Source organism: Paraburkholderia silvatlantica (assembly GCF_003096715.1).
In the GTDB taxonomy this organism is placed as follows: Bacteria; Pseudomonadota; Gammaproteobacteria; order Burkholderiales; family Burkholderiaceae; genus Paraburkholderia; species Paraburkholderia silvatlantica.
Genome location: NZ_QEOL01000008.1, coordinates 127,714 through 149,174, shown reverse-complemented (window position 1 = coordinate 149,174; position 21,461 = coordinate 127,714). Strand labels below are relative to the sequence as shown.

At 65.1% G+C, this 21,461-nt stretch carries 18 protein-coding genes and 1 pseudogene; 12 read left to right on the top strand and 7 right to left on the bottom strand.

Annotated elements, in window-relative coordinates; translation table 11 throughout:
- Positions 1-264: 264 nt before the first annotated feature.
- From hutU to hutG, 5 genes are read left to right on the top strand one after another with little or no spacing between them, the layout of a single operon-like run.
- A complete protein-coding gene (gene hutU / locus C7411_RS13390) occupies positions 265-1,953 on the top strand; it encodes a urocanate hydratase (protein ID WP_110384763.1) in 1,689 nt (562 codons plus the stop codon).
- A complete protein-coding gene (locus C7411_RS13385) occupies positions 1,950-2,636 on the top strand; it encodes a HutD/Ves family protein (RefSeq protein ID WP_110384762.1) in 687 nt (228 codons plus the stop codon). The genes hutU and C7411_RS13385 overlap by 4 nt, the downstream gene beginning before the upstream one ends.
- Positions 2,636-3,868, top strand: coding sequence for an imidazolonepropionase (hutI, locus tag C7411_RS13380; RefSeq protein ID WP_110384761.1), 1,233 nt, complete (start codon positions 2,636-2,638; stop codon positions 3,866-3,868). The genes C7411_RS13385 and hutI overlap by 1 nt, the downstream gene beginning before the upstream one ends.
- Positions 3,869-3,882: 14 nt before the next feature.
- The gene (locus C7411_RS13375; RefSeq protein ID WP_110384760.1) at positions 3,883-5,301 is read left to right on the top strand and encodes a formimidoylglutamate deiminase; all 1,419 of its coding nucleotides are present in this window, start codon (positions 3,883-3,885) and stop codon (positions 5,299-5,301) included.
- Between the two features lie 42 nt (positions 5,302-5,343).
- On the top strand, positions 5,344-6,153 hold the full coding sequence (hutG, locus tag C7411_RS13370) for an N-formylglutamate deformylase (RefSeq protein WP_110384759.1): 810 nt from the start codon (positions 5,344-5,346) through the stop codon (positions 6,151-6,153).
- Between the two features lie 194 nt (positions 6,154-6,347).
- On the opposite strand, the gene C7411_RS13365 is transcribed toward hutG, so the two are convergent.
- Together C7411_RS13365 and C7411_RS13360 are read right to left on the bottom strand one after the other, a co-directional pair.
- On the bottom strand, positions 6,348-7,910 hold the full coding sequence (locus tag C7411_RS13365) for a phospholipase D family protein (protein WP_110384862.1): 1,563 nt from the start codon (positions 7,908-7,910) through the stop codon (positions 6,348-6,350).
- Positions 7,911-8,089: 179 nt separating this feature from the next.
- Positions 8,090-8,953, bottom strand: coding sequence for a LysR family transcriptional regulator (locus C7411_RS13360; protein WP_110384758.1), 864 nt, complete (start codon positions 8,951-8,953; stop codon positions 8,090-8,092).
- A gap of 154 nt (positions 8,954-9,107) precedes the next feature.
- Here C7411_RS13360 and C7411_RS13355 point away from each other — a divergent pair, with 154 nt between their 5' ends.
- From C7411_RS13355 to C7411_RS13345, 3 genes are all read left to right on the top strand, one after another.
- Complete coding sequence (locus C7411_RS13355; RefSeq protein WP_110384757.1) at positions 9,108-10,745, top strand: gamma-glutamyltransferase family protein; 1,638 nt, start codon at positions 9,108-9,110, stop codon at positions 10,743-10,745.
- Positions 10,746-10,836: 91 nt separating this feature from the next.
- Positions 10,837-12,165 carry an MFS transporter gene (locus tag C7411_RS13350; protein ID WP_110384756.1) on the top strand — a complete coding sequence of 443 codons (1,329 nt, stop codon included), beginning with the start codon at positions 10,837-10,839 and terminating at the stop codon, positions 12,163-12,165.
- A 210-nt stretch (positions 12,166-12,375) separates the two neighbouring features.
- Entirely contained in the window at positions 12,376-12,624 is a 249-nt protein-coding gene (locus C7411_RS13345; protein WP_110384755.1) for a hypothetical protein, read from the top strand.
- 49 nt (positions 12,625-12,673) lie between these two features.
- Here C7411_RS13345 and C7411_RS13340 read toward each other — a convergent pair.
- Positions 12,674-12,802: pseudogene (locus C7411_RS13340) on the bottom strand (NAD(P)-dependent oxidoreductase); the annotation flags it as partial.
- Between the two features lie 135 nt (positions 12,803-12,937).
- On the opposite strand from C7411_RS13340, the gene C7411_RS13335 reads away from it, so the two are divergent.
- The 4 genes from C7411_RS13335 to C7411_RS13320 all read left to right on the top strand — a co-directional run bounded on the left by C7411_RS13335 (position 12,938) and on the right by C7411_RS13320 (position 16,619).
- Entirely contained in the window at positions 12,938-14,128 is a 1,191-nt protein-coding gene (locus C7411_RS13335) for a CaiB/BaiF CoA transferase family protein (RefSeq protein ID WP_110384754.1), read from the top strand.
- Positions 14,129-14,143: 15 nt separating this feature from the next.
- Positions 14,144-15,121 carry a hydroxymethylglutaryl-CoA lyase gene (locus tag C7411_RS13330; protein WP_110384753.1) on the top strand — a complete coding sequence of 326 codons (978 nt, stop codon included), beginning with the start codon at positions 14,144-14,146 and terminating at the stop codon, positions 15,119-15,121.
- Positions 15,122-15,134: 13 nt separating this feature from the next.
- Positions 15,135-15,527: a VOC family protein gene (locus C7411_RS13325; protein WP_110384752.1), complete on the top strand. Its 393-nt coding sequence runs from the start codon at positions 15,135-15,137 to the stop codon at positions 15,525-15,527.
- Positions 15,528-15,713: 186 nt separating this feature from the next.
- On the top strand, positions 15,714-16,619 hold the full coding sequence (locus C7411_RS13320; protein WP_110384751.1) for a LysR family transcriptional regulator: 906 nt from the start codon (positions 15,714-15,716) through the stop codon (positions 16,617-16,619).
- A gap of 69 nt (positions 16,620-16,688) precedes the next feature.
- Here the strand turns inward: C7411_RS13320 and C7411_RS13315 are convergent, their stop codons facing one another.
- The 4 genes from C7411_RS13315 to C7411_RS13300 form a co-directional block, all read right to left on the bottom strand.
- On the bottom strand, positions 16,689-18,134 hold the full coding sequence (locus C7411_RS13315) for an MFS transporter (RefSeq protein ID WP_110384750.1): 1,446 nt from the start codon (positions 18,132-18,134) through the stop codon (positions 16,689-16,691).
- Positions 18,135-18,363: 229 nt separating this feature from the next.
- A complete protein-coding gene (locus tag C7411_RS13310; RefSeq protein WP_110384749.1) occupies positions 18,364-18,993 on the bottom strand; it encodes a LysE family translocator in 630 nt (209 codons plus the stop codon).
- Positions 18,994-19,115: 122 nt separating this feature from the next.
- The gene (locus C7411_RS13305; RefSeq protein WP_110384748.1) at positions 19,116-20,468 is read right to left on the bottom strand and encodes an epoxide hydrolase family protein; all 1,353 of its coding nucleotides are present in this window, start codon (positions 20,466-20,468) and stop codon (positions 19,116-19,118) included.
- 21 nt (positions 20,469-20,489) lie between these two features.
- Positions 20,490-21,422, bottom strand: coding sequence for an NmrA family NAD(P)-binding protein (locus C7411_RS13300; protein ID WP_110384747.1), 933 nt, complete (start codon positions 21,420-21,422; stop codon positions 20,490-20,492).
- Between the last annotated feature and the right edge of the window lie 39 nt (positions 21,423-21,461).

Below are 21,461 nucleotides of genomic sequence, written 5' to 3'. Positions count from 1 at the left end.
GACCGCGTCTACGCGCCTTGCGCCGTATCGGGCCGTTTGCCAATATCTTGTCTAGACAAAGATTTCACGACTCGTTTGCCGGCTTGGCACGCCCGCAGCCAAATTCCCGCAATTCATGCCAGGGTAACTACTAACCCGCGTTTGAGCGAAACGAGTTGTATATACAACTTGGCGGCGTTAGACTTAGCCCACGTTGCAGCGCTCATTGCATCTGTGCGGGCGCAGTTCCTCAGCTTGCTATCCAGACTCGACGGACACGAACAAATGAACCACCCGAACTTCACCGACCCCCGCCTCGACCCGACCCGCACGATCCGCGCGCCGCGCGGCAGCGAGAAGGTCTGCAAGACCTGGCTGGCGGAAGCCGCCTACCGGATGATCCAGAATAATCTGGACCCCGAAGTCGCCGAGCATCCGCATGCGCTCGTGGTGTACGGCGGCATTGGCCGCGCCGCGCGCAACTGGGAGTGCTTCGACCAGATTCTCGCCACGCTCAAGGACCTGAACGAGGACGAAACGCTGCTGATCCAGTCGGGCAAGCCGGTGGGCGTGTTCCGCACGCACGCCGACGCCCCGCGCGTGCTGCTCGCGAACTCCAACCTCGTGCCGCACTGGGCCACGTGGGAACACTTCCACGAACTGGACCGCAAGGGCCTCATGATGTACGGCCAGATGACGGCGGGCAGCTGGATCTACATCGGCTCGCAGGGCATCGTGCAGGGCACCTATGAAACGTTCTACGCGGTGGCGAACCAGCACTTCAACGGCGACCCCAGGGGCCGCTGGATCCTCACCGGCGGCCTGGGCGGCATGGGCGGCGCGCAGCCGCTCGCGGCGACGATGGCGGGCTTCTCGATGATCGCGGTGGAATGCGACGAGACGCGCATCGACTTCCGCCTGAAGACGCGCTACGTGGACCGCAAGGCCAAAACCATCGACGAGGCGCTGGCCATCGTCGAGGAAGCGAAGAAGACGGGCAAGCCGGTTTCGGTGGGCCTGCTCGGCAACGCCGCCGACGTGTTCGCGGAGTTCGTGAAGCGCGGCATCACGCCCGACTGCGTGACGGACCAGACGAGTGCGCACGACCCGATCAACGGCTACCTGCCGCAGGGCTGGACGGTGGCGCAGTGGCGCGAGGCGCAGAAGGTCGCGCCCGAGTCCATCGTGAAGGCGGCGAAGGAGTCGATGGCCAGCCAGGTGCGTGCGATGCTCGCGCTGCAGGCGCGTGGCGCGGCCACGCTCGACTACGGCAACAACATCCGCCAGATGGCGCTCGAAATGGGCGTGGAAAACGCATTCGATTTTCCGGGCTTCGTGCCGGCGTATATCCGTCCGCTGTTCTGCGAGGGCAAGGGGCCGTTCCGCTGGGTGGCGCTCTCGGGCGATCCCGAGGACATCTACAAGACGGACGCGAAGGTCAAGGAGCTGATCCCCGACGACCCGCACCTGCACAACTGGCTCGACATGGCGCGCGAGCGCATCGCGTTCCAGGGGCTGCCGGCGCGGATCTGCTGGGTGGGCGTGAAGGATCGCTACCGTCTGGGCCAGGCGTTCAACGAGATGGTCAGGAATGGCGAGCTGAAGGCGCCGGTCGTGATCGGGCGCGATCACCTCGACACGGGCTCGGTGGCGAGCCCGAACCGCGAAACGGAATCGATGAAGGACGGCTCGGACGCGGTGAGCGACTGGCCGCTGCTCAATGCGCTGCTGAACACGGCGGGCGGCGCGTCGTGGGTGTCGCTGCATCATGGCGGCGGCGTCGGCATGGGCTTTTCGCAGCACGCGGGCGTGGTGATCGTGGCGGACGGCACGCAGGCGGCGCACGAGCGTCTTGGGCGCGTGCTGCTGAACGATCCGGCCACGGGCGTGATGCGTCATGCGGATGCCGGCTACGAACTCGCGCAGCAAACGGCGCGCGAGGCGGGTCTCAAGCTGCCGATGCTCGGGCGATGAGCGGCGTAAAAGCGGTAGGCGCGGCGCAGGCTGCCAGGCTCACGCTGCTGCGTGGCGCGGCGCTCGTGGCGTCGCCGTGGAAGAACGGCGGCGGCGTCACGCGCGAAATCGCAGCGGCGCACGCGACATCGCAAGCCGGTGCGCCGCTGGACGCGTTCGCGTGGCGCGTGAGCGTGGCCGATGTCGCGCAGGCGGGGCCGTTCTCTCGCTTCGAGGGCGTCGATCGGACGCTGGTGCTGCTCGAAGGCGCGGGCATGCTGCTCGACGAAGCGGATCGCACGCATGGACTCGCGCAACCCCTGGACGTCGCGCATTTCGCGGGGGAGGCCGCGATCGACGCGCGCCTCGTGAACGGCGCCACACGCGACTTCAACCTGATGGTGCGCCGCGACGCGGCGCGCGGCACGCTCGAAGTGTGGCGCGCCAACGAGCGGCGCAGCATGCAGGCGCAAACGGTATTGCTGTACTGTGCGCAAGGCGCGCAGGACGTGCACGTGGATAACGAACGCCAGGTGCGCCTTGAAGCGGGAGACACGCTGCGCATCGATACGCGCGATGCGCAATGCCCCTTGCACATCGAAACGCGCGGCGCGGGCGTCTTGCTCGCCGTGGCGCTGGACGTGCTCGACGCGCCACGGCAAGACACTACGGAAACGGCATCGCGCGATGCTGTGCATACCTGATGAAACGCACGCTCTGGCAAAACCTCAACCTGTGCCCGCATGGCGATCCGGGCCATGTCATCGAGCACGCGGCGATTGCCGTGGAAGATGGCAGGATCGCATGGCTCGGCGCCGCTGCCGAATTGCCCGCGCCATTCGCCGAGTGGCCGTGCGAAGACCTGGGCGGCGCCTGGGTCACGCCCGGTCTCGTGGATTGCCACACACACCTCGTCTACGGCGGACAGCGTGCCGATGAATTCGCGCAGCGTCTTGCAGGCGTGAGCTACGAAGCAATCGCACGGCAGGGCGGCGGCATCGTCTCGACTGTGCGCGCCACGCGCGCGGCGGACGAAGCCGCGCTGTTCGCGCAGTCGGCAACGCGCCTCGAAGCGTTGCTTGCCGAAGGCGTAACCGCCGTCGAAATCAAGTCGGGCTATGGCCTCGATCTTGCGAGCGAACGCAAGATGCTGCGCGTCGCGCGTCAGCTTGGCGATCGTTATCCGGTTACGGTACGTACGACGTTTCTCGGCGCGCATGCGTTGCCGCCGGAGTTTGCGGGCCGCGCCGATGACTATATCGACGAAGTGTGCGAACGCATGCTTCCCGCGCTCGCCGACGAGGGGCTCGTGGACGCGGTCGATGTGTTCTGCGAACGAATCGGCTTCTCGCTCGCGCAGAGCGAGCGCGTGTTCGAGGCGGCCGCACGGCGCAAGCTCGCGGTCAAGATGCACGCTGAGCAGCTCTCCAACAGCGGCGGCGCGGCGCTCGCGGCGCGTCACGGCGCGTTGTCCGCCGACCATCTGGAGTTTCTCGACGAAGCGGGCGTCGCCGCCATGAAGAAAGCGGGCACCGTGGCGGTGCTGCTGCCGGGTGCGTATTACTTCATCCGCGAAACGCAGCTTCCGCCGCTCGACCTGCTGCGGCGCTACGAGGTGCCGATCGCCATCTCGACCGACAGCAATCCGGGCACGTCGCCCGCCACCTCGCTGCTGCTCATGATGAACATGGCGACCACGCTGTTTCGCATGACCGTGCCCGAGGTGTTGCAGGGCGTGACGCGGCATGCCGCGCAGGCTTTCGGCGACGCAGAGCGTCATGGCACGCTCGCGGCTGGGCGTCCCGCTGACTTTGCCGTGTGGACGGTGCAATCGCTCGCGGAACTGGCTTACTGGATTGGCCGTCCGCTCTGCGCCCGCGTGGTGCGCGGCGGCGAAACCGTCTTTGAGCGTCGCGCATTCGGGCGTCACGTTTGAGCGCTATTTTCAGCATGAATCACACCATCGAAACGAATCCGACTTTGCACGCGCTCTTCGCCGAGTATGCCTATTTGCCCGACGGCTGGCGCCGCAACGTGCTGCTCGAATGGGACGCCGCGGGAACGCTGCGCAACGTGACGCCCGATCTGGCGCAAGCGCCTCGAGACGTCGCGCGTGCGCCGGGCCCGATCGCGCCTGGCATGCCTAATCTTCATTCGCATGCGTTTCAGCGCGCCATGGCAGGCCTCACGGAATATCGCGCGAACCCCACCGACAGCTTCTGGAGCTGGCGCGACCTCATGTACCGTTTCGCGGCGCGCATCACGCCCGACGATCTCGGGGCGATTGCGCGCTGGCTCTACGTCGAGATGTTGAAGGCGGGCTACACCTCGGTTTGCGAATTCCACTACGTCCATCACGGCAAGGAGGGCCAGCGGTATGCGAGCCCTGCCGAACTGGCGCAACGCGTGGTGGATGCAGCGAGCGTGACCGGCATCGGCATGACGATGCTGCCCGTGCTCTATCAATACAGCGGCTTCGGCGCGCAAGCGCCGCGCGACGATCAGCGCCGCTTCATCAACACGCCGGAACAGTTGCTCGGCATCGTCGAGGCGCTGCGTGCGTGGCGGCCCGAGCACGGCGCGTTGCGCTACGGCGTTGCGCCACATTCGCTGCGCGCCGTTTCGCACGACTCGTTGCGCGCGCTGATGGAAGGCCTGGACCACGCGCTTCCTGGTGCGCCCGTTCATATCCACATCGCCGAACAGACGGCTGAGGTCGAGGCTTGCCTCGCGACTGAGGGGGCGCGGCCGGTGCAATGGCTCCTCGACCGGTTCGACGTGAATGCACGCTGGTGCCTCGTCCATGCTACGCATATCGATGCGCGGGAGAGCGCCGCGCTTGCCCAGAGCGGTGCGATCGCGGGCCTGTGCCTCACGACCGAAGCGAATCTCGGCGACGGCATTTTCCCCACGCGCGAGTATCTCGATGCGGGCGGCGCGTTCGGCGTGGGCTCGGACAGTCATATCGGCGTGGACTGGCGCGCGGAGCTTCGCTTGCTCGAATACGGCCAGCGGCTCGCCCGGCGCGAGCGCAATGTATTGGCCGCGCCGCAACAGGCACAGGTTGCGGACCGGCTGTTCGACGCAGCCCTCGCCGGCGGCGCCGCTGCAACAGGGCGCAAGGTCGGCGCATTGACGCAAGGCGCGCGCGCCGACTGGGTCGTGCTCGACGCCCAGCATCCGAATCTCGCCGAACACAAGCCGCTCACGTGGCTCTCGTCGGTCGTCTTCTGCGAGCATGGCGAAACGCCGGTGCTCGACGTCTATACCGGCGGCGTCAAAGTGGTGGAGGCACGCCGCCATCGCGACGAAGCGCGCCTTTATGCCGACTATCGCGCGGCGCTCGCCAGGCTGCTGGCCGACGATTGAACGCGGGCCCGAACGCACGCGCCATTCACGAGACAAATTTCCATGACCGATATCTTTTCACTGGAACGCGGCACCGCGCCGCTCATCATTTCGATCCCTCACCTGGGCACGCACATTCCCGCTGCGATGCACGGCGAGTACACGGACGTGGCTCTGACCGTGGCCGATACGGACTGGCATCTCGATCGCCTCTATGCGTTTGCGAAGGAACTGGGCGCGACCGTGCTCGGCGCGCGCGTTTCGCGCTATGTGATCGATGTGAACCGTCCGCCGAACGACGAGAGCCTCTATCCCGGTCAGACCACCACGTCGCTGTGTCCGACCGAAACGTTTCGCGGCGAGCCGATCTACCGCGACGGCTGCGTGCCCGACGCGCCGGAGCGCCAGCGTCGCGTGCAGGCATTCTGGCAGCCGTATCACGACACGCTCGCCGCCGAGTTGAAGCGCTTGCGCGCGGCGCATGCGAACGTGCTGCTGTGGGAGGCGCATTCGATCGCGAGCGTGCTGCCGCGCCTGTTCGACAACAAGCTGCCCGATCTGAACATCGGTACCCAGGACGGCCGCACGGTGAACCCGGCGGTGCAGGCGCGCGCGGAACGCGCAGCGGCGGCAAGCGGCTATACGTGGATCGCGAACGGACGCTTCAAGGGCGGCTACATCACGCGCCATTTCGGCGCGCCGCAGGACGGCGTGCATGCGATCCAGCTGGAGATGTGCCAGTCCGTTTACATGAACGAAACGGCGCCGTTCGATTACGTGCCCGCGCTCGCCGGGAAAGTCCAGCCGGTGCTGCGTGAAATGGTAGGCGGCGCGCTTGCGGCCATCGAGGCGATGAATGCCGCTGCGGCCTGAGAATGCCCGGCGGCCATTCAGGCGCCGCGCGGCTCAATCCTGCTCGACCGGCAGGATCAGGCGTTCGGGGATGGGACGGCTCCGAACATTGGGATGAGTGCAGGGCGCCCGCGCGCCGCGGACGATGGGAATGTCCGCATGACGTTGTATAGACAACTTAAGGGAAATTGGGAATAACCCTGCCGATGCGCGGTTTACAAAAGCCACTCGATAGGCAGGATGGAGAAGAACCAGACGCTCAGGCGCTGGTTCCACGTGGTGTTCGGCTCGGTGTCGTAGCGAATGACCGTGTCGTCGGAAAGGCGCGTCCAGTAGAGCTTGCCGTCCTCGTCGAGGTGCGCCTGCCAGGCGAGCTGCGGCACGCGCGTCCAGAACGCTTTCTCGATCTGGGTGGCGAGTGCGGGGCTGTCGATCACGAGCCCGAGTTCGGTGTTGAGGTTGGCCGAGCGCGGGTCGAAATTGACTGAGCCGACGAATACGCGCTCCGCATCGACGGCGAAGGTCTTGGCGTGCAGGCTCGACCCCGTGCTGCCGAACGGACCGCTGCCTGCGCCTTTGCCCGCGGCCTTGTCCGTACCCTTGCCCGCGCCGGCCGCGCGCCGCAGTTCGAACAGTTCCACGCCGCCTTTGAGCAGCGCCACGCGGCGCCGCGCGTAGCCGGAGTGGACGGCGGAAACATCGGTGGCTTCGAGCGAGTTCGTCAGCACGCGCACGGTCACGCCCTGGGCGGCGAGCTCGGTGAAGTATTGCGTGCCCACCTCGCCCGGCACGAAGTACGGCGAAACCAGATCGAGTTCACGATGCGGATCGCCGACGATCTGATGGAGCTGACTGAGGATCAGTGTTTCCCTGGGCGCCGTGCCCAGCGCTTTCGCCGGGTCGTCGCTGACCAGTTGCGTCCTGGCCCATTCCAGCGGCAGCGTGCCATCCAGCAGGCGGCGCACGTCGGTGGTCTTGCGCAGCGCTTCGATGTATTCCTCCGCGGCCGGATCGGTGCGCGCGGCAAGCGCCGCGCGATCGAGCGTGGCGAGGGCATCGGGCGCCGCGTACGGCAGGATTTGCGAGGCGGGGAATGACGAAGCGCTGGCCCAGTAGCGGTCGAAGTCGTTCGCGACGTCGGTGGCGGCGGGGCCGATAGCGAGCACGTCGAGGTCGGCGAACACGACGCCGTCGGTCGCGCCGAAATACTCGTCGCCGATGTTGCGGCCGCCAAGAATGGTCGCCACGCCGTCGGCCGTGAGCGACTTGTTGTGCATGCGCCGGTTCAGCCGAGAGAAGTCGGTGAGAAAGCCGATGGCTTTGGGTTTGCGCGTGACGAACGGATTGAAGAGCCGGACCTCGATGTTGGGATGCCCATTGAGTGCCGCGAGCGTGGGGTCCAGCGAGGATGGAATGCCGTTGTCGTCGAGCAGCAGGCGCACGCGCACGCCGCGGTCGGCGGCTTCGCGAAGTTCTTCGAGCAACAGCGTGCCGGTGAGATCGCTGCGCCAGATGTAATACTGGACATCCAGCGTGCGCTGGGCGCTGCGCACGAGCGCCACGCGCGAGGCGAAGGCGTCGAGCGGGTTCGCGAGCGGGTCGATGCCGGTGAACTCGGGATGGGAGGCGAGTTCGGCCGCTACGGCTTTGCCAAGTTGAGTCGATCGCGCTTCGGCTGACGTGAGCGCCGTCGTTTGCGTGCGCTGGCCGGGCGGGGGTAACTGCTGACACGCGGCAAGACCTGTCGCAAGCGCGATTGCGCATGGCGGCAACGCCATGGCGCACAGTTTCTGCAACCTTTTTTGCAACCCGTTTGCGGCCAGCGCAATGAGCGATCTTTGCATGGAGCGTTCGCTTTTCCGTGTCGATCCCGCTTCGAGGCGCGAAGCGCGGGGCTTCGCGAGTGAGCGTGCAACGACGTCAGCTTACGCGATTGGCGTGGCAGCCACGCGTTCTGTCACCGACGCAGCATGTCTGCAATCGTTTGTGTGAGCAACGTCTGCTTGTGCGCCTTCCGGTGAATCATGCCGACCATGCGGATGAATGGCCGCCCGGGGAGCGGCATGAGCCGCAGATTCGGATCGCTCTGCCATTTGCCGCCTCGCAGAACCGGCAACACACTCACGCCCACGTCGTTGCGCACCAGCGAGACGATCGTTTCGATCGAGTTCAGCTCCAGGTATTCGAGCGGTTCGATGCCTAGCTCGCGCAGTGCGTGGTCGATCACGACGCCCGTCGGCACGCGCCGGTCGAAGCGCAGAAAGCCGCGCTCGCGCAGGATGCGGCGCGCGTCGTCGCCGGTCGTTGCCCGGCTCGTCACGAGCATGAGGGGCTCTTCGTAGAGCGGCGTCCACGCGAGCGGCTCGTGCAGCGAACCATCTGCACTGCCAACTACGACGGCGAGGTCCACGTCGCCGTCTTCCACCATGCGCGCCAGCTCGTTCGAGCGCGCCGAGGTGAGGCGCACCTCGAGTTCCGGGTGGCCCATTTTCAGATGCGCGACGGCGAGCGAAAGCGCGCCGATCACCGATACCACCGCGCCGATGATGATCGAGCCGCGCATCGTGTCGCCCGCACTGGCGGGCAGCTCGTCGATCAGCGCGAGAATGTGCTCGACCTTCGCGCAGATCTCGCGGCCTTCGCGCGTGAGCGAGACCTGGCGCGCGCGGCGGTCGAAGATCTGCCGCCCGAGCGCCTCTTCGAGTCCGCGCATCTGCAGGCTCACGGCCGCCTGGGTGAGCGCCGTTTTTTCCGCCGCCGTGGCGAACGACCCGCTGCGCGCGACGGCCTGCAAGGTGCGCAGCATGCGTAGGGTTAGCATGTAAATAAAACTTAAGTAACGAGAATAAAATATTAATATTTTTTTGCCTGATCCTTCAAGATAATCGATAAATCGGCCTGAGCCGTGCGCGCCGCAACTGAGTGCGGCAGTGCGCGCGCCGCTGCTTTCGTTCATTACCGGAATCCGGACTTCCATGACGCGCTTCAACTGGCAAAACCCCTATCCGACGCCGCGCCTGCCGGTGTTCGCCCGCAACATCGTTTCGACGTCGCATCCGCTTGCCGCGCAGGCCGGGCTGCGCATGCTCTGGAAAGGCGGGAATGCCGTCGACGCCGCACTCGCCGCCGCAGCCGCCATCACCGTGGTCGAGCCGGTATCGAACGGTCTGGGCAGCGACTGCTTCGCGCTCGTGTGGGACGGCGCCAAGCTGCACGGCCTGAACGCGTCAGGCAATGCGCCGGCGGCCTGGAGCGTCGATTATTTCCGCCGCAAATACGGCGAGGAAAACGGTCTCGCGAAGCAGCCCAAACGCGGCTGGGACACGGTGACCGTGCCTGGCGTGATCGCGGGCTGGGAAGCACTGCATGCGAAGTTCGGCAAACTGCCGTTCGCGGACTTGATGGAGCCGGCCATCGAGATCGCGGAGCGCGGCCATGCGGTGGCGACCATCGTTGCCCGCAAGTGGCAGGCGGCGATTCCCGAATTGCACAATCAGCCGGGCTTTGCCCAGACCTTCATGCCGCACGGCCGCGCACCCGAAGTGAGCGAGCGCGTCTGCTTCCCCGGCCATGCCGCCACGCTGCGGCGCCTCGCGGAACGCGGTCCGCGCGACTACTACGAAGGCGAACTCGCCGAGCGCATCGCCGCGTTTGCGCGCGAAGGCGGCGCGGCGCTCACGCTGGACGACCTGCGCAACTATCGCCCGGAATGGGTCGAGCCGATCGGCAAGAACTATCGCGGCTACACGGTCCACGAGATTCCGCCGAACGGGCAGGGCATCGCCGCGCTGATCGCGCTCGGCATTCTCGAGCAGTTCGACATGGGCTCGCTCGCGCTCGACAGCCTCGAATCGCAGCATCTGCAGATCGAGGCCATGAAGCTTGCGTTCGCCGACGTGTATCGCTATGTCGCCGATCCGCGTGCGATGGAAGTCACGCCCGAGCAGATGCTCGACGACGCCTACCTGAAAGCGCGTGCGAAGCTGATCGACCCGAAGCGCGCCACGCAGTTCGACTTCGGCATGCCGCGTTCGGGCGGCACGATCTATCTCTCGGCCGTGGACGAGCGCGGCATGATGGTGAGCTTCATCCAGTCGAACTACATGGGCTTCGGTTCGGGGGTGGTCGTGCCGGGCACGGGCATCGCGCTGCAGAACCGCGGCTGCGGCTTTTCGATGGACCCGGCCTCGCCGAACGTCGTGGCAGGCGGCAAGCGCCCGTTCCACACCATCATTCCGGCGTTCCTCACCCAGCAGGTGGACGGCCGCCAGGAAGCGGTGATGAGCTTCGGCGTGATGGGCGGCGACATGCAGCCGCAAGGGCATTTGCAGTCGATCGTGCGCATGCTCGACTACGGCCAGCAGCCGCAGGCCGCGTGCGATGCGCCGCGCTGGAAGGTCAACCGCGACTTCACGCTCGATATCGAATCGACTTTCAATCCGCAGACGGCGCGCGCGCTGCAAGGGCTCGGCCACGAGATCAAGGGCATCGACGATCCGTACATGGACTTCGGCTCGGGCCAGTTCATCTGGAAGCTCGATCGCAACGATCGCGAGCGCGGTTATGTGGCCGCGAGCGACACGCGCCGCGACGGGCTCGCAGCGGGCTTCTAGGCGGCGAGAAGCGTTTGCCGCGAGCGGGAATGCCTCGCTTGCGGTTCACGACGAACAATGAGTAGACCAAATGAAATGGGAGGGGACTGACATGGAGACCGGTTCGTCGGTTTCGCAAGCGCCGCTCAGCCGCGGCATGGTGCGCCGCATCGTGTTCTCCTCGTCGATCGGCAATGCGCTGGAATGGTTCGACTTTCTCGTGTACGGCTACTTCGCGCCGATCATCGCGAAGCAGTTCTTTCCCGTGCACGACGAATGGCTCTCCACGCTGCTGGCGGTCGGTACCTTCGGCATTTCTTTTCTCATGCGTCCGCTCGGCGCGATCGTGCTGGGCATCTACGGCGACCGCAAGGGGCGCAAGGCCGCGCTCACACTCGCCATCGCGCTCATGATGGCTGGCACGTTCGCCATGGCGGTCATGCCGCCGTATGCGTCGATCGGCATCGCTGCGCCGCTCCTGATCCTGCTCGCGCGGCTCGTGCAGGGCTTCGCGGTGGGCGGCGAATTCGGCAGCGCGACGGCGTTCATGGTCGAGCATAGCTCCACAAAGCGCGGCTACTACGCGAGCTGGCAGTTCGCGAGCCAGGGCGCCGCCGCGATTCTCGCGGCGGCGTTCGGCGGCGTGCTGGCATGGTGGCTGCCGCCCGGGCAACTGCAGGCGTGGGGCTGGCGCGTGCCGTTCTTCTTCGGGCTCGTGCTCGGGCCCGTGGGCTGGTACATCCGCTCGCATCTGGACGAGACGCCCGAATTCGTCGCGACCCAGCAGGCGCAAAGTACACAAGATGCGCACGCAACGAACGAGCCGGGGCTCGGCCGCCAATGGGTGAACCTGCTGCTCGCGGTAGGCATCGTTGCGCAGTCCACCGTCGGCGTCTATATCCTCCAGCTCTACATGCCGATGTACGCGGTGAAGCAGCTCCATATGGCGGCGGCAACCTCGTTCGGCGTGGTCGTGCTCAACGGCGGCCTGCAGTTCGCGCTTTCGCCCGTGATGGGCGCGCTCTCGGACCGCATCGGGCGCATTCGCATCATGCTGACCACGTCGATCCTGCTTGCTTCGCTCACCTATCCGATGTTCGCGCTGTTGCAGCGTCACCCTACACTCGGCTGGCTGCTCGTGCTCCAGGGCGCGGCGGGTATTTTCAAGGCAGCCTATTCGGGCCCGATGCCGGCGCTGATGTCGGAGATCTTTCCCGTGCGCGTGCGCTCGGCGGGGCTTTCGATTGCGTATAGCCTTGGCGTGACGCTTTTTGGCGGCTTCGCGCCGACGATTGCCGAAGTGTTGATTCACGTAACGGGCGATACGCTCGCGCCGGCGTATTACGTCTCGCTCGCCGCCGTGATTTCGGGTGTTTCGCTCGCGATCGTCGGTTGGCGCACGATGCGTCAGGCTTCGACGCGCACCACGCTCGCGAGCTGACAGTCCGAAGTCCGAACTGACCCGATTGTCGTTGCGCCCGCAGAATCGCCCTGTAAAACAGGGCGTGAATGCGGGTGCGGTGTCGTTGCACGACTTCTTCGTGACTTCGCGCGGGCCTCGCTGAAGCGTCGTCGAAGTGATGATATAGTCGCCCCCTTACCGCCGTCCGGCGGGGCGATCATTACGTTTTGTCAGGTTTCGGGAGAGTATATGGCAGTCGAATATCGTGGCTTTCGAGTCACTGTCGATGCGAAAGCAGACGCGACGGACACGCAATGGCTGTGCCGCGCAGTTCTGGAAGGTGTCGATGCACAAGTGGAAACGGCCAGGCTGCCTTCCGTGGAGCTGGCGATCCCCAAGCTGAAGATCGATGTGCTGATGGCGCTCAGCGTGGTCGAGCAGTCGGCCAAGCAAGCCGTCGACGAATATTGGCACGCCAAACAGCCGGAAATGGCCTGATACTTCAGGCGCAGGCAACCCCGATGCGGTTGCCGCGCCTCGCGCTCAACGCGCAGTCACCACATTGCGCGGCGTCCACCAACGCCGCTTCGTTCACGAGTCCTCCACGCGCCGTGTTGATCAGCAAGGGCCGCCGCTTCATGCGCGCGAATGCCGTGGCATCGATTAGATCCCGCGTTTGCGTTGCCGACGAGGAAATTCGCAGCCTTTCCATTTGCTCAAGCCAGATTGAGCAAGCATCGATTATCAAAGGGGTGCGGTCCGGTTCATCATGTCTCCCACAGTCAGTCGCAGACAGCCAGGAGACACAGCCATGCCACGACCACTCGAAGGAATCCGCGTTCTGGAGCTCGGACAGCTCATCGCGGGTCCGTTTGCTGGCCGCATGCTCGCCGAATTCGGCGCGAGCGTCGTCAAGGTGGAGCCGCCCGGCGTGGGCGATCCGTTGCGCAAGTGGCGCCTGCTGCACGAAGGCACGTCGGTCTGGTGGGCCGCCCAGTCGCGTAACAAGGAATCCATCACGCTCGATCTGCGCACGCCCGAAGGGCAGGGCGTGATTCGCCGTCTTGTTTCGGAAACCGACGTGCTGATCGAAAATTTCCGCCCCGGCACGCTCGAAGGCTGGGGCCTCGGCTGGGACGAACTCAGCGCCATCAATCCCGGCCTCATCATGTTGCGCGTCTCGGGCTACGGGCAGACGGGCCCGTATCGCGACCGGCCCGGTTTCGGCGTGGTCGCCGAAGCGATGGGCGGCCTGCGCCACCTGAGCGGCGAGCCTGGGCGCACGCCGGTGCGCGTGGGCATCTCGATCGGCGATTCGCTCTCCGCGCTGCATGGCGTGATCGGCATCCTGCTGGCGCTGCGGCACCGCGAGCAACAGGGCGGCAAAGGGCAGGTCGTGGACGTCGCGCTCTACGAGTCGGTCTTCAACATGATGGAAAGCCTGCTGCCCGAGTATTCGGTGTTCGGCGCCGTGCGTCAGCCGGCGGGCAGCAGCCTGCCCGGCATCGCGCCGAGCAACGCCTACCGCTGCAGCGACGGCAAGTATGCGCTGATCGCAGGCAATGGCGACAGCATTTATCGACGTCTGATGGAACTGATCGGCCGCCCGGACCTGGGCAACGATCCGGCGCTCGCGCAGAACGACGGACGCGTCGCGCAGGTCGGTCGCATCGACGCCGCCATCGGCGAATGGACCGCGCGGCACACGCTCGACCAGGTGCTCGCGGCGCTCAACGAAGCGCGCATTCCGGCGGGCCGCATCTACGACGTCGCGGACATCGCGGCCGATCCGCATTACCACGCCCGCGGCATGATCGTGGACGACACCTTGCCCGACGGCACGGCGGTGCAGGTGCCGGGCGTGGTGCCCAAACTGTGCGGCACTCCCGGCACGATCGAGCGCAGCGCGCCGAAGCTGGGCGAGCATACCGACACGGTGCTGGAATCGATAGGCGTGGACGCCGCAACGCGCGAAGCCTGGCGCGCGCGCGGCGTGATCTGACCGGAGAGCGGCGAGATGGCGACAGGAAATAAAGACAACTTCAAGGGCAAGGTGCTGTATCTCAACGAAGTCGCGACGCGCGACGGCTTCCAGAACGAAGCCGCCTTCATCGACACCGACGACAAGATCGCGCTGATCAACCGCCTGAGCGCCTGCGGCTACGCGAAGATCGAAGTGACTTCGTTCACGTCGCCCAAGGCGATTCCTGCACTGCGCGACGCCGAGGCGGTGATGCACGGCATCGAGCGCGTGCCGGGCGTCGTCTATACGGTGCTCGTGCCGAACGTGCGCGGCGCGCAGCGCGCGCTATCGTGCAACGTGAACGAAGTGAACCTCGTGATGTCGGTGAGCGAGACCCACAATCGCAGCAACCTGCGCATGACGCGCGAGCAGTCGTTCGCGCAGTTGCGCGACGTGATCGAAGCCGTGCGCGGCACGGGCGTGGCGATCAATGTTTCGCTCTCCACAGCAATGGGCTGCCCGATGGAAGGCGACGTCCCCGTCGAGGACGTGCTCGGCTGGATGCGGCGCTTCGCCGAACTGGGCGTGCAGGGCGTCACGCTTTGCGATACGACGGGCATGGCGCATCCCGCGCAGGTGCGCGCGTTGTGCGAAAGCGCTGCGCAGGCGTTCGGCGCGCTCGAATTGACGCTGCATTTCCACAATACGCGCGGTATGGCGCTCGCCAACACGCTTGCGGCGCTCGATGCGGGCATCGTGCGCTTCGACGCCTCGCTCGGCGGCCTCGGCGGCTGTCCGTACGCGCCGGGCGCGAGCGGCAACGTGTGCACCGAAGAACTCGTGCACATGCTCGAACTCGATGGCTACAATACCGGGGTCAATCTCGCTGCCGTGCTCGACGCCGCCGCGCTGTTGCCCGGCCTGATCGGCCACGACGTGCCCAGCCAGATTCTCAAGGCAGGTCGCCGCCTCGACCTGCATCCGGTGCCGGAACGGACCCAAGGCATGCCGGTGCAACGCGCGTACTCATGACAAGGAGCGAAGCATGGCGTTGATCGACCACCTCGACCATCTCGTGCTGACCTGCGTGGACCCCGAGGCCACGAAGCACTTCTATACGGAAGTGTTGCAGATGCAGCTGGAGACCTTCGGCGCGGGGCGGCTCGCGTTTCGCTTCGGCAACCAGAAGATCAACCTGCATGTGCGTGGCGCGGAATTCGAACCCAAGGCGCATGTGCCGGTGCCGGGCGCGCTCGATCTGTGCTTCATCGCAGCGGTACCGCTCGATACGGTCATCGCGCATCTCGCGGGGAAGAACTGGCCGATCGTCGAAGGTCCGGTCGAGCGCACGGGCGCGACGCAGAAGATTCGTTCCGTTTATGTGCGCGACCCGGATCTGAATCTCATCGAAATCTCCGAGCTGATCCAGCCAGGTTGATGCCTCTTGCCCGTTTTCGCCGTCGAGCCGGGGGGGCGCCGGTTCGGCGGTGAACACGCCGGCCCGCGCGGTCGGCGCGCGGACGCGCGTCGCAGCACGTCTGCCTCTGTCTTCCCACATCTGCACTTCCTCCCGCGCCCGCGATGCAGGACAATCGTCTTTCGCGTCGGCTTTGCCCCTTTCATCATGGTCAATCCCCTTCACTTCGATCTGCAGTCGCTGCGGGTCTTTCTGCTCGTCGCCGAACATGGCAGCCTCACCAAGGCGGCCGAGCACGGGCAGCTCACGCTTTCGGCCGTCAGCAAGCGCATAGCCGAACTCGAAAGCGTGACCGACTGTGCCTTGTTCATCCGCCGCGCGCGCGGCGTGGATCTCACGCCCGCGGGGCATGCGCTGCTCGAGCACGCCACGCGCGTGGTCGATCAGGTGAGTCGAATGGCCACCGAAATGAGCGATTACGCCGCCGGCGTGCGCGGGCACGTGCGCATGTGGGCGAATACGTCGGCGATCGTGCAGTTTCTGCCCGTCGATCTCGCCTGCTTCCTGAATGAGCATCCGGGCATCAAGGTCAGTCTCGAAGAGCGGCTGAGCCACGAAATCGTCGAGGCGCTCGGCGCGGGCAAGGCCGACCTCGGCGTGTTCGCCGACAACGTGCCCGCGCCCGGCATCGAGCGGCGCCTCTATCGCCGCGACGAACTCGTGCTGCTCGTGCCGCGCAGTCACCGCTTTGCGCAACTCGACGTGATCCGCTTCGCCGATACGCTCGACGAAGACTACGTGGGCCTGAGCGATGGCAGCTCGCTGCTCGCGCGCATGACGGATGCGGCATTCGCCATCGAGCGATCGCTGAAGCTGCGCATCCAGGCCTCGAACTTCGACGGTGTGTTTCGCATGATCGAGGCGGGGCTCGGTATCGGCGTGCTGCCGCGCAACGCGGTGAGCGACGAGCGCGGCAAGGCCGGCGTCGTCAAGGTGAAGCTGGCGGACACGTGGGCCACGCGTACGCTTTGGATCGGGATGAAGGCGGATAGCGCGCCAAGCTCGGATATCGTGAGCCTGTTCGACTACATGTCGGCGCGCGCGGCGCAATGAAAACCGGGGCGGCCCCGCGTGACGCGGCAGCCGCCCCGACGATCCAGGGGCGCTCGGGGCATCGGCCGGTCAGACCGGATTGATCTCGTCCTGGCTGCGGCGCGTGGTGAGGGGGCCGAGCGCACGCAGGGTCACTGCGACGATGGCCAGCGCGGCGGAGATTACGGCGAACATCGCGATCGGGCCGTGCTGCGTGAGCACCGGCAACAGGATGAAGGGCAGGGCGCTGCTCATGATACGCGAGAGCGAATAGGTGCTGCCGATCGCTGTCGAGCGCACGCTGGCCGGGAAAATTTCGGCCTGGTACACATGGTAGGCGTTGCTGAACACATTCGACGCACAGGTCGTCAGCACGCCGAAGCAAACGATCAGCGCAGCCTGTCCCGAGTAGGCGAAGCCAAGGCCAAAAATCGCAACGGAGACGAGCGACGCAATCACGAGCGTTCGCCGCTCGATCCAGTTGAGCAGCGGCACGGAGAGCAGCGAGCCGATCGGGTAGCCGAGAAACGAGAGGGCGACGAACAGCGTGCTGCCTGTCACATCGATGCCGCGGCTCTTCACGACGACGCCCGCAAGCGTGCCGAAGCCGTAGTAGCCGAAGGCCTGGAACAGGTGGAACACGACAAGCATGACATAGCGCTTGTCATAGGGCGCGCGCCGCAGCACGGCAATGCGCTCGGAGAGGCGCAGCGGATGCTGGCGCGTTTGCGGCGCGGCAAACCGCTTCGGCATCTGCGCGCCGGCGCTTTGCGCGAAGCGGCCCAAGGTGGCATAGGCCTCGTCCGCGCGCCCTTGCGCCAGCAGCCAGCGCGGGCTTTCCGGCAGGCGATGCTGCACGGCCAGCACGAACAGGGCGCCGAGGCTGCCGATGGCGAGAATGATGCGCCATCCCGCGATGCCGCCAGGATGGATCGGATTGAGCCAAACCGCGAGAAAGCCGACCAGCGGAACCGCGACATACGAGGTGGTATAGGCCCACGCAGCGAGCCGGCCGCGCTTTTCCTTCGGCAGGATTTCCGAGAGGAAACTATCGGCCACGGGATAGATCGCGCCGACGCCCACGCCCGTCAGAAAGCGGCAGACCACGAGCATGGTGGCGTTTGTGGAAAAGGCGGCGAGCAGCGAGAAAGCGCTGTACCACGTGAGCGTGAACAGGAAGGCGCGCCGACGGCCGATGCGGTCGGCGAGACTGCCGAGGAAGAGCGAGCCGAAAAACATGCCGACGAAGGCCGAGGCAAGCAGGAGCTTGAACGCGAGGCTGTGCGCATCGAGTCCGTATTCGTTCTGCAGCGCGGAGCCGATCGAACTGACGAGGAAGATCTCGTACATGTCGAAGAAGAGGCCAATACCGATCACCCACACCACGAAGCGGTGCAGCGCGCCCACGGGCATGTCGTCCATGAAGCGGCTGAGCGTGACGCCTTGTGGGCTTTGAAGCGGGGCTTGTACGGTGAGCGGGCGGCGTGGCGCTTCGCCCGGCGCGCTGCCGCCCAGGTCTAGGGGATGGCTGTTCATGCTGTCTCCGGTATTTTCGATGCCGCGTCATGAGCCGCAGCCGGGGCGCAACTCCGTACGAACGGTACGGAACAGGCGTGATGGCAAGTGTGGGAGATTTTCGCGAGCGCGAAAATTGAGGAAGGGTGAAGCGTGCTTTCCCGCGGGGAAAGGCTCGGGCGGGCGATGTGCCCGTCGTGCTCTGGCGCGCTGGTTGCGCGACTTTGATCGTCCCTCGTCCGCGCGTGGGCTAGACACGCGACGCCAGAAGTCTGATGCCGGCAATCCCGAATACGACGGCCAGGCATCCCTCCAGGGCGCGACGGGTTCGCACGTACATCCTTCGGGCCGAGTCCGTCGAAAACAGGACTGCGTATCCGCCGAACACCAGACACCCGATGGTCGCACAGCCCGCAATTAGCGCGCTATGGGCCGATCCCGTGCTGTTCGACGAAAGCGCAACAATCGAAACCCACACGAGAATCGCTTTGGGATTGGTGAGATGGAGCATCAAGCCACGGGAATAGACGCTCGTCAAAGTCGGTGTTTGCCCGGTCTTCAGTGCGGATGCTGCTGTCGCAAGCGCGTTGCGTCCGGATTTGAAGGCTAGCCACAAGAGATATAGCCCCCCAAAAATCTTGACTGCAATGATGAATTGCGAATAGGCGATCAGGGCGGCCGAGACGCCTAGCGTCGCCACCGTCGCCCAGAACATCGACCCCGAGACGACACCGAGTGCGAACATCAACGCCGCTTTCCGGCCGTGACTGGCCGCGATGGACATAATTGCAAGGTTACTCGGCCCTGGACTCGCGGTGCCAACGAAATACGCTGTATAGGCGAGCAGCAGGTTGGTCGAGAAATAGGTGTTTGCAGTCATGTTTGGGTTCCAGAAGCAGCGAGTCGCCTGATCATCGGGCTTTGTCGGAGCGGGCGCGAGCGGCAATATTGCCATTTTTCGAGGGATATCGGACATGCGCGTCGGAGTGCCTCGCATCTTCGTCAGGCGCGCAAGGGCCTCAACCCCGTGCGTACTTCGTTCGCGAAGATCATTGGTTCTTCCCACGCCGCGAAGTGCCCGCCCGTTTCGGGCTTATTGAAGTAAATCAGGTTGTGATAAGCCTTTTCGGTCCAGGTCTTCGGCGCCTGGTAGTTTTCTCCCGGAAAAGCGCTCACAGCGGCGGGCACGTTGACGTCTGCCGCAAGGAAGAAGTTCGCGTGCGACTCCCAATAGAAGCGTGCCGCCGAGATGCCGGTGTTGGTCAGCCAGTAAAGCGTGATGTCGTCGAGTACGTCGTCTCGCGTCAACGAGCCTGCCGAATGACCGTTGACGGGATGTCCGAGCACGGCCGCGCTCAACGCCGCCGCAGGCTGGCCGTAGCCGTCGCCGTGATCGAGCAGCCAGGAAGCCAGCGCGACGGGCGAGTCGGCGAGTCCATACAGTGTCTGAGGGCGCGTGCCCATTTCGAAAGCGTAGCCGCGCTTCTTTTTGAAGTTGGCGCTCAATTGCTCATACGCGTGCTTCTCCTCGTCCGATAAACCGGCAGGCATCGGGTCGCCCGCGGCGAGTGACTGCAGAATCTCGGCGGGAACAGACGCAGGGAAGTTCACATGAATGCCGATCAGTTCGGGCGGCGCCTGTTTGGCCATGATGTTCGTGACGATCCCGCCGAGATCGCCGCCCTGCGAAGCAAAGCGCTCATAGCCAACGCGTTTCATCAATGCGACCCACGCGCGCGCGGTGCGCTCCGGTCCCCAGCCCGTTGTGGCCGGCCTCGCCGAAAAGCCGTAACCGGGCAGCGAGGGAATCACGAGATGAAAAGCATCCGAAGCCGGTGCGCCGTACGCAGTCGGATTGACTAGCGGGTCGATGATCTTGAACTGTTCAATGACCGAGCCCGGCCAGCCGTGCGTCACGATCAATGGCATCGCGTTTTCATGCTTCGACCGCACATGGATGAAGTGAATATCGAGTCCATCTATCTCGGTGATGAACTGCGGATATGAATTGAGCCGCGCTTCGCATTTGCGCCAATCGTAGCCTGATGCCCAATATTGCGCGAGCCCCTGAATGGTGGCGAGTTGAATACCCTGCGATTCGTCGGGCACCGTCTCGCGATCGGGCCAGCGCGTAGCCTTGATGCGTCGCCGCATGTCGACGAGCTGCGACTCGGGGACATGAACGCGGAACGGCCGGATCGCCATTTTGTCGCCGTTCGCGGGCTCGGTGATCTTGCCGGTTGCCGGGCTCGTCTGCGCGAAGGCGAGCCGGCTGAGCGAGCCTGCGGCGAGCGTCGCGGCGGCCATACCGACAAAGCGCCGGCGCGATGAGGATTGGGGCGCGTCATTTGACATGGGATCGGTCTCCCGCCTGGATCAGCGCGCTTCGCCGCGCGTGAAGTCGGCAATATGCAGTCTCACGAAATCGTACATGCTCATGGGTTGGCGGCCCGTGAGTTCGAACAGGTCGTTCGTCATGCGGTCGTATCGTCCCTGAGCGTGCAGCTCGGCCATGACGGCCAGATGCTTGACGACATGATCGGGAATGCCGAGCTCGCGCAACTTGTCCGACCACGGCGCGACAGGCACATTCCGGTAACGGATGGGCCGGCCGAGCGCCTCCGAAAAGACGCGCGCGGCCTGCTCGATATCATTGGATTCGAGGCCTGTCAGGTTATAGATCTTGCCGATATGCGGCGCCGGATTCTCCAGAATCACCGCTACTGCATTTGCGACATCGACGGCTGAAATGGGCGAGGTCCTGCTATTGCCGAGCGGCAGCGCGAGTTCGTCGTTATCGCGGACGCCGGCTGCGCCCAGGGTCAGGAAGAAGCTTTCGAGAAAAGCCGTCGGCCGTACCGTGACGACGGGCAGCCCCGACCACTGCAAGACCTGCTCGGCAAGCCAGTGCAGCTTGTGCTGGGGGCTGTCGGTCGACTCGGTGATGCTCATTTCCGTGACCGTCATTTGCGACATGTTCACGATGGCTTCGACACCATGATGACGCGCCACCGCAGCGAAATTCACGGTTGCCTCGAGGTAGGCCGCGGAGACCGACATGCCGAAATAGACGCGCGAACAGCCTTCGATCGCACGGTGCAGCGAGGCGAGATCGGTCAGATCGCCGACCACGACTTCGGCACCAAGGCGGCGCAACTCGTTCGCGCGATCGTCATCCTTGCGGACCAGCGCCCGCACTTTGTAGCCCTTCGCTAGCAAAGACATTGTTACGTTGCGGCCGATTCCACCAATCGCGCCTCCGGCGCCCGTCACGAGAATGGGCCGATCATGGGCAGGTTTCGTTGTCATATCACATGCCTTTCGAGGAAGATTTCACTTTATGTATGC

Bases quoted from the DNA above. Each gene is read 5' to 3' on its own strand.
- hutI (WP_110384761.1), top strand. From the start codon at position 2,636: ATGAAACGCACGCTCTGGCAAAACCTCAACCTGTGCCCGCATGGCGAT.
- C7411_RS13320 (WP_110384751.1), top strand. From the start codon at position 15,714: ATGGTCAATCCCCTTCACTTCGATCTGCAGTCGCTGCGGGTCTTTCTG.
- C7411_RS13360 (WP_110384758.1), bottom strand. From the start codon at position 8,953: ATGCTAACCCTACGCATGCTGCGCACCTTGCAGGCCGTCGCGCGCAGC.
- C7411_RS13335 (WP_110384754.1), top strand. From the start codon at position 12,938: ATGCCACGACCACTCGAAGGAATCCGCGTTCTGGAGCTCGGACAGCTC.
- C7411_RS13300 (WP_110384747.1), bottom strand. From the start codon at position 21,422: ATGACAACGAAACCTGCCCATGATCGGCCCATTCTCGTGACGGGCGCC.
- C7411_RS13305 (WP_110384748.1), bottom strand. From the start codon at position 20,468: ATGTCAAATGACGCGCCCCAATCCTCATCGCGCCGGCGCTTTGTCGGT.
- C7411_RS13385 (WP_110384762.1), top strand. From the start codon at position 1,950: ATGAGCGGCGTAAAAGCGGTAGGCGCGGCGCAGGCTGCCAGGCTCACG.
- hutU (WP_110384763.1), top strand. From the start codon at position 265: ATGAACCACCCGAACTTCACCGACCCCCGCCTCGACCCGACCCGCACG.
- C7411_RS13330 (WP_110384753.1), top strand. From the start codon at position 14,144: ATGGCGACAGGAAATAAAGACAACTTCAAGGGCAAGGTGCTGTATCTC.
- hutG (WP_110384759.1), top strand. From the start codon at position 5,344: ATGACCGATATCTTTTCACTGGAACGCGGCACCGCGCCGCTCATCATT.
- C7411_RS13350 (WP_110384756.1), top strand. From the start codon at position 10,837: ATGGAGACCGGTTCGTCGGTTTCGCAAGCGCCGCTCAGCCGCGGCATG.
- C7411_RS13310 (WP_110384749.1), bottom strand. From the start codon at position 18,993: ATGACTGCAAACACCTATTTCTCGACCAACCTGCTGCTCGCCTATACA.
- C7411_RS13375 (WP_110384760.1), top strand. From the start codon at position 3,883: ATGAATCACACCATCGAAACGAATCCGACTTTGCACGCGCTCTTCGCC.
- C7411_RS13345 (WP_110384755.1), top strand. From the start codon at position 12,376: ATGGCAGTCGAATATCGTGGCTTTCGAGTCACTGTCGATGCGAAAGCA.
- C7411_RS13355 (WP_110384757.1), top strand. From the start codon at position 9,108: ATGACGCGCTTCAACTGGCAAAACCCCTATCCGACGCCGCGCCTGCCG.
- C7411_RS13365 (WP_110384862.1), bottom strand. From the start codon at position 7,910: ATGGCGTTGCCGCCATGCGCAATCGCGCTTGCGACAGGTCTTGCCGCG.
- C7411_RS13325 (WP_110384752.1), top strand. From the start codon at position 15,135: ATGGCGTTGATCGACCACCTCGACCATCTCGTGCTGACCTGCGTGGAC.
- C7411_RS13315 (WP_110384750.1), bottom strand. From the start codon at position 18,134: ATGAACAGCCATCCCCTAGACCTGGGCGGCAGCGCGCCGGGCGAAGCG.